We start from the raw sequence: 9765 nt of genomic DNA, 5'->3' as shown, positions 1-9765 counted from the left end.
AGTTCGGAGAGCACATGGCGCGGCTCGCGCATCTGCTGCAGCGTCTTCGAGAGGATCGCGTAGTCGAACGCCCGCGTCGGGAAGTGGTCGAGGTCGCGGTCGCCGTCGCCCTGGACGACCGACAGGCCCCGGGCCACGCCGCGGGCGACGCCTTCGGCGCTGATCTCCAGACCCTGGCCGTCCACCTGCTTCTCGCGGGTCAGCAGTTCCAGCAGCTCGCCGTCCTCGCAGCCCACGTCGAGCACCCGCGCGCCCGGGCGCACCAGCTTGAGGATCTCGGCGAAGTCCTCGCGGATCGCGCTCACGCAAGGCCCCGCGCCAGCGCCTGGGCGCCCAGGAAACCCTTCAGCGTCGCGTCGAGCAGCGGCTCGTCGAGGAAGAAGGCGTCGTGGCCCTTGTCGGTCTGGATCTCGGCGAACGACGCACGACATCCGGCGCCGTTGAGCGCGCGGACGATGTCGCGGCTCTCGGGCGTCGGATAGAGCCAGTCGGACGAGAAGCTGAGCACGCAGAACTTCACCTTGCGCGCGCCGACGAACGCCTGCGCCAGCACGCCGTCGTACTGTGCGGCCAGGTCGAAGTAGTCCAGCGCGCGGGTGATGTAGAGGTAGCTGTTGGCGTCGAAGCGGTCGACGAAGCTGGTCCCCTGGTGGCGCAGGTAGCTCTCCACCTGGAAATCGGCGTCGAAGCCCCACGACAGGCCGTCGCGCTGGAGCTCGCGGCCGAACTTCCGCTGGAGCGCCGCTTCCGACAGGTAGGTGATGTGCGCGGCCATGCGCGCGACGGCGAGGCCCTTCTCCGGCCGCACGCCGGCGGCGAGGTAGGCGCCGCTCATCCAGTTCGGGTCGGCCATGATCGCCTGGCGGCCGACCTCGTGGAACGCGATGTTCTGCGCCGAGTGGCGCGCGGCGGCGGCGATGCACACCACGCTGAAGACGCGCTCGGGATAATCGGCCGCCCACTGGATGGCCTGCATGCCGCCCATCGAGCCGCCGATCACCGCGAACAGCGTCTCGATGCCCATGGCGTCGATCAGCATCGACTGTGCGCGGACCATGTCGCGGATGGTGATGACCGGGAACGTCAGCCCGTAGGCCTCGCCGGTCTTCGGATCGACCGAGGCGGGCCCGGTCGTGCCCATGCAGCCGCCGACGACGTTGGTGCAGACGATGAAGTGGCGCTCGGGATCCAGCGGCTTGCCGGGGCCGACGAAGCGGTCCCACCAGCCGGGCTTGCCGGTGACGGGATGGGTCGAGGCCAGGTGCTGGTCGCCCGAGAGCGCGTGGCACACCAGGACGGCGTTCGACTTGTCGGCGTTCAGCGCGCCGTAGGTCTTGTAGCCGATCTCCAGCGGGGCGAGCTGGGCGCCGGAATCGAGGCGCAGGGGCTGGTTCGCCGGGAACCGCCAGGTCCCGCCGCCCGCCTCGAATTCCGCCTTGATCGGGCCCTGCGCCGTCATGCGCGCGTTGGACCGCCTGCGTCCACAGGTGTCAATGGCTTGCGAAGGTTGGCCCCTAGGCTATGAACCGGGTGGGGAGCGCGGTCAGCAAGAGTGGCTGCCGGTTTTGCGTTCGAGCGCGCTCAGTCAAGAGTCGACGCGCCGCCTGGCGGCGCGTTGGGGAGCGTCCATGGATCGGCTGATCCTCTTCCGGCACGGCAAGGCCGAACCGGATTCCGCGAGCGGCGACGACTTCGACCGGCGGCTGGCGCCGCGCGGGCAGGAGGAGTCGGCCGAGATGGGCGCGCATCTGGCGGGCCTGGGATTCACGCCCGACCTGGCGCTGGTCTCGCCGGCCCAGCGCACGCGCGACACCTGGGCGTCGTTGCAGGGCGCCTTCCCCGACACCGAGATGCGGATCGAGGAGCACCTCTACCACGCCGACTCCGGCACCCTCCGCGCCGCGGCCGGGAAGGCCGGCGAGGGGCGCCGGACGCTGATGATCGTCGGCCACAATCCGGGGCTCCAGGAGCTGACGATCCAGTTGCTGCGGGAGGGCGGCGCGCCGCTGGGCCTGATCGGCAAGGCGCAGCGCAACTTCCCCACCGCGGCGGCGGCCGTCTTCCTGATCGACGCGAACGGCCGGCCGCACTACGACGGCCTCTTCTTCCCCGGGCGGCATCATTGAGGATCTACAAGATCCTGCCGCAGTCCGAGTGGCGGGCGGCGAAGGCGCTCGGCTCCTTCGAGGGCTCGGCGGCGGACCGTCAGGACGGCTATATCCACTTCTCCACCGCGGCCCAGGCGCAGGAGACCGCGCGCCGCCACTTCGCGGGCCGGGACGGCCTCGTGGTCCTGGAAGTCGAGAGCGGCGACATCGCCGGGGGCCTCAGGTGGGAGCCCTCGCGCGGCGGCGACCTCTTCCCGCACCTCTACGGATCGCTGGCGGCGGCCGACGTCCACGCCGTTCATCCCGCGCCGCTCGGGCCCGACGGGGTCCCGCAGCTCCCGCCGCTCGCATGAGCGATCTCCACGGCCTCGCGACCCGCGTCCTGCGCGGGTTCGACCCCGAGGACGCCCACGGGCTCGCCCTGACGGGCCTGAAGCTCGGCCTCGGCCCCCGCGCGCCGGCCGACCCGCCGATCCTGGCGACCGAGCTCGCCGGCATGCCGCTGCCGAACCCGGTCGGCCTGGCGCCCGGCTTCGACAAGAACGCCGAGGCGTTCGGGCCGATGCTGGCGGCGGGCTTCGGGTTCGTGGAGTGCGGCACGGTCACGCCGAAGCCGCAGGCGGGCAACCCGCGCCCGCGCCTGTTCCGCCTCGCCGAGGACCGGGCGGTCATCAACCGCATGGGCTTCAACAACGAGGGGCTGGAGGCGTTCGCCCGCCGCCTCGCCCGCCGCGGCGGCGGGGTCGTGGGCGCGAACCTGGGAGCGAACAAGGATTCCGAGGACCGCCTGGCCGACTACACGGCCGGCCTGCGCCGCCTCTGGGGCATGGCGTCCTACTTCACAATCAACATCTCCTCGCCCAACACGCCCGGTCTGCGCGCCCTGCAGACCCGCGCGGCGCTCGACGAACTGCTGGGCCGCATCGTGCAGACGGCCGACGCCCTGCCGCAGGGCGTCGCGGTCCCGATGTTCCTGAAGGTCGCGCCCGACCTGGAGGACGCCGAGATCGAGGCCATCGCCGAGACCGTGGCCGCCCACGGCCTGGCCGGCGTCATCGTCTCCAACACCACCGTGGCGCGGCCGCCGCTCCGCTCGAGGTTCGCCGCCGAGGCCGGCGGCCTGTCCGGCGCGCCGCTGATGGGGCCGTCGACCGAGGTGCTGCGCCGCTTCCGAGAGGCCGCGGGCGGCCGGTTCGCCCTGATCGGCGTGGGCGGGATCGCGTCGGGGGCCGACGCCTACGCCAAAATCCGCGCCGGCGCGTGCGCCGTTCAGCTCTATTCCGCGTTGGTGTTCGAGGGACCTGGCCTGGTGACCCGCATCAAGCGCGAGTTGGCCCAGCGGTTGCAGGCCGACGGCTTCCGGTCCGTGGCCGAAGCGACGGCTGCGCGTTAGCCTAGCCGCAGGCCCGCCGGCGCATTAAGTCGGTGAGCACACGTCGAAAGGGACCATGGCGGAGGCGCCCAGCGACCGTTTCCAGCAGATCAGGCGCCGCCTCTTCTGGCCCGGCGGCCTCTCCGCACGCCTGCTGGTCCTCACCGTCGTGTTCGCCGCGCTGGGCGGGGCGATGGCGATCCCGCCGGCCATGGCGGCCTACGAGCAGCAATGGCTGCTGGACCGCGTCCGCGCCGCCGAACTGGCTTCGCTGGCGCCGGAGGTGGCTCCCGACCGGGTCGTGTCGGAACAGTTGAAGACCCAGCTCCTCGAAGGCGCCGGGGTCGAGATCGTGGCGGTCTCCATCGACGGCGTCCGCAGCCTCGTGTTCGCCGCCAACCGGCCGGCGCGCGCGCCCTATGTCGTCGATCTGCGTCCGCGCGCCACCGGCGTGGCGCTGCTCGCGCCGTTCCAGACCCTGCTGGGCGACGGCGGCCGGGTGCGCGTCGTGGCCGAGCCGCGCTTCCGCAAGGAGGCCGACTTCATCGAGTTCGTGGCCGGCGACGCGGAGCTGAAGCGGGCGCTGGCCAGCTATCTCTGGCGTCTCGTGGCCATCGTCGCCGGGGTCTCGGCGCTGGCCGGCTTCGTCGTCTATTTCGCGCTGAACCTCTTCCTCGTGCGGCCGGTGCGGCGGATCACCTTCGCCATGGAGCGGTTCCGCGCCGACCCGGAGGACCCCGCCGCCCACATCCAGCTTTCGGGCCGCCGCGACGAGATCGGCCGCGCCGAGGCCGAGCTCGACCGGATGCAGGCCGACCTGCGCACCGCGCTCCAGTCGCGCGCGCGGCTGGCGGCGCTGGGCGAGGCGGTGGCCAAGATCAACCACGACCTGAAGAACATGCTGACCTCGGCGCAGCTCGCCTCCGAGCGGCTGGCCGCCTCGAAGGACCCGACCGTCAGCCAGGCGCTGCCGCGCCTCGAGCGCGCGCTGGACCGCGCCGTCAAGCTCGCCGCCGACGTGCTGGTCTACGGCAAGACCAACGAGGCCGCCCCCGAGCCGCAGGTGGTGAAGCTCAGCCAGGCGTTGCGCGAGGCCGCCGCCGAGGCGCGCGTGCCGGGGCCGGGCGTGACGTTCGTCTCCAAGGTGGCCGCCGCCGACCAGGTGAGCGCCGACCCGGACCAGTTGCACCGCATCCTGGTCAATCTGCTGCGCAACGCGCGCCAGGCCATCGAGCACCAGGACGGGCGTAAGGGCGCGGGCCGCATCGAGGTCTCGCTGGAGACCGCCGGCGGCTCCAGCCTGATCCGCGTGTCGGACGACGGCCCGGGCGTGCCGGAACGGATCCGCGAGCGCCTGTTCCAGCCCTTCGCCGGCTCGGGCCGCCCCGACTCGACGGGCCTGGGCCTCGCGATCGCCCGGGAGCTGGCGCAGGGCCACGGCGGCGACCTGACGCTTTCGGTCACCGGCGAGGAGGGTACGGTCTTCGAGCTGCGCCTGCCCGGCGCGCCACGGGCGAGGCCGCGGGTCCGCAGATCGAGGCGCGATGCCTGAGGTGGGCGCTACGGCGCCTTGGCCACGCCCTCGCGCCGCGGGTCGGCGCCGCCGCGCAGGCCGGTCGGCGTGACCTCGACGCCGTGCAGGCCCGAGCCCTCGGCGCCGAACCCATTGGAGAGCTTGACGCCCCTGGCCTCCAGGCCGGCCTTGAGCGCCGGCGAGAACCCGTCGACCTCGGCGGCGTAGAAGCTGCCGCCGGCGATCATGTTGGGGAGCGCGATGGCCTCCTGCATCGGCATCTTCCAGTCCAGCACGCCCACCAGCGCCTTGAGCGTGTAGGCCAGGATCGACGGTCCACCCGGCGAGCCCACGGCCGCCACGAACCGCCCCTGCCGGTCCAGCACGATGGCCGGCGACATCGACGAGCGCGGCCGCTTGCCCGGCGCCACGGCGTTGGCCGCCGGCGCCCCGTCACGGTCCTGCGGCGTAAAGCTGAAGTCGGTGAGCTGGTTATTCAGGAAGAAGCCGTGGACCATCCGGCCCGAGCCGAAGATGCTCTCCACCGTCGTGGTCATCGAGACCACGTTGCCCCATCGGTCCACGACGACGAAGTGGGTGGTGCCGCCCGGCTCGCGGGTGGTGTCAGGCGCGCGCGGGCCGGCGCCCTTCGGCGTGCCGGGGCCGACGCTGGCCGCCGCTTCGGGCCCGATCAGCCTGGCGCGCTCCGCGAGGTAGGCCCTGTCGAGCAGGCCCTCGGTCGGGACCTCCACGAAGTCGGGGTCGCCGACGTAGCGGTCGCGGTCGGCGTACATCAGCCGGCTGGCCTGGCTGAACAGATACCAGCCCTCGGCGTCGTTGCGATGGCGCCCGATGTCGGTGTTCTCGAGGATGCCGAGGCCCTCCAGCACGCCCGGCCCGCCCGACGGCGCCGGCGGCAGGCAGACCACGTAGACCCGGTAGGGCCGGCAGAGCGCGGGCGACGACTTGGGCTTGTAGGCCTTCATGTCGGCCAGGGTCAGCGACCCGGGCATCGCGCCCTCGTGGACCCGGTCCACGATGGCCTGGGCGATCTCGCCCTCCAGCAGCGCCTTCGGCCCTTCGGCGGCGATCTTGCGCACCGTCGCGGCGTAGGCCGGGTTCCTGAAGAGGTCGCCGGCCTGCACCTTCTGGCCGTCGGTCTTGGTGAAGTACGTCACCGCGTCGGGCTGCGAGGCCTGGGGCGCGCGGCTGGCGGCGGCGGCGGCCATGCGGCCCGGGACCGGGAACCCCTGGTCGGCCAGCCGCTCGGCCTCGCCGAACAGGTCCTTCCAGGCCAGCCTGCCGTGCGCCTTCTGGGCCATCGCCAGCATGGCGACCGCGCCGGGCACGCCGGTCGAACGGCCGCTGACGATCGCGGCGCCCTTGCCCAGCGGCTTGCCGTCGTCGCCGTAGAAGAGCGTGGGCGTCGCGCCCGCCGGGGCCGTCTCGCGGCCGTTGTAGGCGGTCACGGCCCTGGTCCTGGCGTCGTAGAACACCATGAACGCCCCGCCGCCGAGCCCCGAGCTCTGCGGCTCGACGAGCCCGAGCACCGCCTGCACGGCCACCGCCGCGTCGGCCGCCGTGCCGCCGGCGCGCAGGACCTTCAGCCCCGCCTCCACGGCCATCGGGTTGGCGGCGGCCACCATGGCCTTGGCGCCAGCCGGCTGCGCGGCGGGTTTCGCGGGGGTTCGCGCGGCGGTGTCCTGCGGCACGGCGCAGGCGGAAACGAAAGCGGCCAGGGCCAGCGGCAGGAACGGTGACTTCACGGGACGGGCAGGCTCCTCGACAGCGACCGCGACCATAGCGACCTTGGCCGCGTGGACAACACGCGCCGGAGCGTGCGAGGTCCGCGGATGGCTGAAGACAGGGCGGCCACGGGCCCGCGCAACCTCATCACCGACGTGCCGGGCCTGAAGGTCGGGCAGGCCGAGGACATGGCCGTCCGCACGGGCGTCACGGTGATCCTCCCCGACGCGCGCGCCGTCTGCGCCTGCGACGTGCGCGGCGGCGCGCCCGGCACCCGCGAAACCGATGCGCTGGCGCCCGAGAACCTGGTCGACGCGGTGGACGCCGTCGTCCTGTCGGGCGGGTCGGTCTACGGCCTGGCCGCCGCCGACGGCATGGTGAACTGGCTGGGCGCGCGGGGCCGTGGGTTCGGCCTGGTCGACGGCATCCCGAAGTCGCCGGTGGTCCCGGCGGCCATCCTGTTCGACATCGCCAACGGCGGCGACAAGGGCTGGGGCGAGGATCCGCCCTATCGCGCGCTGGGCCGCGCCGCGATCGAGGCGGCCGGCCTGGACTTCGCCCTGGGCGCCGCGGGCTGCGGGACCGGCGCGATGGCGGGAGGGCTGAAGGGCGGGACCGGCTCGGCCTCGGCCGTGACGGCGGACGGCTACACGGTGGGCGCGGTCGTCGGCGTCAACTGCTGGGGCTCGGTCGTGGCGCCCGGCGGCCGCACGTTCTGGGCCGCGCCGTTCGAGGTGGGCGACGAGTTCGGCGGCCTGGGGCCCGCGGGCCTCTCGGGTCCGCCCGACGACTGGGGCCCCGCCAAGCGTCCGGCCGACCAGCGCAACACCACCATCGCCTGCGTGGCGACCGACGCGGTCCTCACCCCCGCCCAGGCGCGGCGCCTGGCGATCATGGCCCAGGACGGCCTCGCCCGCGCCATCCGTCCCGTCCACGCCCCCTTCGACGGCGACGTCGTCTTCGCGCTTTCGACAGGCCGCAGGCCCCTCGCGGAGCCGGACGCCCATACGCTGGCGCGGCTGGGCGCGCTCGCCGCCGACGTCCTGGCGCGCGCCGTCGCCCGCGGCGTCTTTGAAGCCACACCGTGGCCGGGCTCGTATGTGTCCTGCTGGCGGGACCTACCCCTGCAGGGAGGGCGCTGGTAGTTTCGCAGAACGGGTTAGTTCAGGAGAGTCCTTCATGCGTCATGGACGCCGTCTCGCGCTCGTCGCAGGCATCGCCGCGCTGGCCACCGCCGCCTCCGCCCAGCAGAAGGTCACCGGGCCGGTCGCCGTCTATTGGATGAGCGCCCAGACCCAGACCGGGTTCGGCATGCCGGCCGCGGGCGGCGGCGGCCAGCCCGACGCGGGCGCCATGATGCGGGCGATGATGGGCGGCGGCGGGGGCGGCGCGATCAAGTCGCTGACCCTGCAGCTCGGCTCCAGCCAGGCCCCCGGCGGCGCGCCGGCCGCCGAGCACCTGCCGCCCTCGGCCCTGCAGGCCGGTCAGAGCCTGCCGCTGGTCACGCCCCGGACCACGCCCGTCCGCCAGGAGGAGCCCGGCCAGATCCCGCGCGAGTACCAGAAGCCCCGCGGCAAGATGCTGATCTTCTGGGGCTGCGGCGAGCGCGCCCGGCCGGGGCAGCCGGTGGTGATCGACTTCGCCACCATGGCCAGCAACCCGACCGCCGCGGCCGGCATGTTCCGCGGCATCGACTACCGCCCGATGCAGCCGCCGTCGCCCAGCCGCAACCGGACCTACGGCGACTGGCCGAACGAGAAGACGCGCACGACGGTGCCGTCCAACGGCTCGCTCATCGGCCCGCACACCGTCCAGGGCAACTACAGCCCCGAGATCAGCTTCATGCTCGGCGAGGACCAGGACTTCCTGGGCGCGCTCAACCTCAACACCAACGCCAGGAACGCCGCCGGCGGCGTCGATCTCGGCTGGAACCTGGTCGGTAACGCCCAGGCCTATCTGGCGACCGCCGTGGGCGGCGCGGGCCAGGACACGGTGGTGATGTGGTCCTCGTCCGAGACCCAGTCGGCCGGGTTCTCGATGCCCGACTACCTCTCGGGGGGCGACATCACCCGCCTGGTGGCCAACAAGACCCTGATGGGCCCCGCCACCCGCACCTGCAAGGTGCCGAAGGAGGTGCTCGACGCCATGAGCGGCGGGGGCGGCATCGTGCAGCTCGCGGCCTACGGCGGCGAGGCCAACTTCGTCTACCCGCCCCGGCCCACCGACCCGAAGGTGACCTGGAACCAGCAGTGGGCCGTGAAGGTCCGCTACCGCTCCGCCACCGGCGGGATGCTGGGCATGGCCATGCCGCAGATGGGCGGCGGCCGGCAGGCGGGCGGCTATCCCGGCGCGCCTCCGGGCCAGCAGCCGCCCCCGGGCCAGCAACCGCCGAAGGCGCCCACGGCGGGCGATATCCTGCGCCAGGGCATCCTGGGCGGCCTGCCGTTCCCGCGCCGCTAGCGGGTGCGGCCGGGCGCGGAAAAAGGCGCGGAAGGGGGCTTGCGCTCCCTCCGCCCTGCAACTAGGTTCCGCGCCCTCGCCGAAAGGCCAGACGCGCCCGTAGCTCAGCTGGATAGAGCATCAGACTACGAATCTGAGGGTCGGACGTTCGAATCGTTCCGGGCGCGCCATTTCTTCCTTGTTTTTATTAAGCTTTTCCACTCGTCGGGCTGTCGGGTTCTGAGCAGATACCGCTTGGGCACCGAACGAGCGCCGAGCGACGATTTGGGCCGCTCCCAAGAGCGGCGAACCGCCCTACCTTGATGCGATCGTAGTTCCGGTTATGTTCCATTTGGGGGCGTGACACGGAGAACGTCGTGGGATGACTCATGGACCGAAGCGCCAACATGGCGCGTATCCGCTCGAAGAACACCGGGCCCGAGCTGCGGGTTCGGAAGGCGCTTCACCGCCTGGGCTATCGGTTTCGTGTCCACCGGCGAGACCTGCCGGGGACGCCGGATATCGTTCTCCCTCGGCACAGGACCGCCGTTCTGGTTCACGGATGCTTTTGGCACAGGCATCCTGAC

General features: G+C 72.7%; 9 protein-coding genes, 1 tRNA gene and 1 pseudogene. 8 read left to right on the top strand and 3 right to left on the bottom strand.

The annotated features are described in order from the left end of the window. A partial coding sequence (locus JNL41_RS14550; protein ID WP_293476109.1) for a methionine biosynthesis protein MetW occupies positions 1 to 305 on the bottom strand: 305 nt, incomplete at its 3' end. Next, on the bottom strand, positions 302 to 1459 hold the full coding sequence (locus tag JNL41_RS14545; protein WP_293476107.1) for a homoserine O-acetyltransferase: 1158 nt from the start codon (positions 1457 to 1459) through the stop codon (positions 302 to 304). The genes JNL41_RS14545 and JNL41_RS14550, both read right to left, overlap by 4 nt. Positions 1460 to 1628: 169 nt before the next feature. On the opposite strand from JNL41_RS14545, the gene JNL41_RS14540 reads away from it, so the two are divergent. The 4 genes from JNL41_RS14540 to JNL41_RS14525 are packed head-to-tail and all read left to right on the top strand — an operon-like array spanning position 1629 to position 5032. Further along, positions 1629 to 2126: a histidine phosphatase family protein gene (locus tag JNL41_RS14540; protein ID WP_293476105.1), complete on the top strand. Its 498-nt coding sequence runs from the start codon at positions 1629 to 1631 to the stop codon at positions 2124 to 2126. Beyond that, on the top strand, positions 2123 to 2461 hold the full coding sequence (locus JNL41_RS14535; protein WP_293476103.1) for a DUF952 domain-containing protein: 339 nt from the start codon (positions 2123 to 2125) through the stop codon (positions 2459 to 2461). The genes JNL41_RS14540 and JNL41_RS14535 overlap by 4 nt, the downstream gene beginning before the upstream one ends. Further along, positions 2458 to 3501, top strand: a complete 1044-nt coding sequence (locus tag JNL41_RS14530) for a quinone-dependent dihydroorotate dehydrogenase (RefSeq protein ID WP_293476101.1) — start codon at positions 2458 to 2460, stop codon at positions 3499 to 3501. The genes JNL41_RS14535 and JNL41_RS14530 overlap by 4 nt, the downstream gene beginning before the upstream one ends. 55 nt (positions 3502 to 3556) lie before the next feature. Next, on the top strand, positions 3557 to 5032 hold the full coding sequence (locus JNL41_RS14525; protein ID WP_293476099.1) for a HAMP domain-containing sensor histidine kinase: 1476 nt from the start codon (positions 3557 to 3559) through the stop codon (positions 5030 to 5032). A gap of 8 nt (positions 5033 to 5040) precedes the next feature. Here the strand turns inward: JNL41_RS14525 and ggt are convergent, their stop codons facing one another. Next, on the bottom strand, positions 5041 to 6795 hold the full coding sequence (gene ggt, locus JNL41_RS14520) for a gamma-glutamyltransferase (RefSeq protein ID WP_293476097.1): 1755 nt from the start codon (positions 6793 to 6795) through the stop codon (positions 5041 to 5043). Positions 6796 to 6846: 51 nt separating this feature from the next. On the opposite strand from ggt, the gene JNL41_RS14515 reads away from it, so the two are divergent. From JNL41_RS14515 to JNL41_RS14500, 4 genes and pseudogenes are all read left to right on the top strand, one after another. Continuing rightward, the gene (locus JNL41_RS14515) at positions 6847 to 7884 is read left to right on the top strand and encodes a P1 family peptidase (RefSeq protein WP_293476095.1); all 1038 of its coding nucleotides are present in this window, start codon (positions 6847 to 6849) and stop codon (positions 7882 to 7884) included. Positions 7885 to 7918: 34 nt separating this feature from the next. Beyond that, a complete protein-coding gene (locus JNL41_RS14510) occupies positions 7919 to 9199 on the top strand; it encodes a hypothetical protein (protein WP_293476093.1) in 1281 nt (426 codons plus the stop codon). Positions 9200 to 9292: 93 nt separating this feature from the next. After that, positions 9293 to 9369, top strand: a tRNA-Arg gene (locus tag JNL41_RS14505). Between the two features lie 198 nt (positions 9370 to 9567). Then, a pseudogene (locus JNL41_RS14500) lies at positions 9568 to 9765 on the top strand (very short patch repair endonuclease); the annotation flags it as partial.

The organism is Phenylobacterium sp. (genome assembly GCF_016793285.1).
In the GTDB taxonomy this organism is placed as follows: Bacteria; Pseudomonadota; Alphaproteobacteria; order Caulobacterales; family Caulobacteraceae; genus Phenylobacterium.
This window is presented reverse-complemented; position numbering and strand designations above follow the sequence as displayed.

Excerpts from the sequence above, each read along its gene's own strand:
- JNL41_RS14545 (WP_293476107.1), bottom strand. The coding sequence starts at position 1,459 with ATGACGGCGCAGGGCCCGATCAAGGCGGAATTCGAGGCGGGCGGCGGG.
- JNL41_RS14540 (WP_293476105.1), top strand. The coding sequence starts at position 1,629 with ATGGATCGGCTGATCCTCTTCCGGCACGGCAAGGCCGAACCGGATTCC.
- JNL41_RS14530 (WP_293476101.1), top strand. The coding sequence starts at position 2,458 with ATGAGCGATCTCCACGGCCTCGCGACCCGCGTCCTGCGCGGGTTCGAC.
- JNL41_RS14525 (WP_293476099.1), top strand. The coding sequence starts at position 3,557 with ATGGCGGAGGCGCCCAGCGACCGTTTCCAGCAGATCAGGCGCCGCCTC.
- ggt (WP_293476097.1), bottom strand. The coding sequence starts at position 6,795 with ATGGTCGCGGTCGCTGTCGAGGAGCCTGCCCGTCCCGTGAAGTCACCG.
- JNL41_RS14515 (WP_293476095.1), top strand. The coding sequence starts at position 6,847 with ATGGCTGAAGACAGGGCGGCCACGGGCCCGCGCAACCTCATCACCGAC.
- JNL41_RS14510 (WP_293476093.1), top strand. The coding sequence starts at position 7,919 with ATGCGTCATGGACGCCGTCTCGCGCTCGTCGCAGGCATCGCCGCGCTG.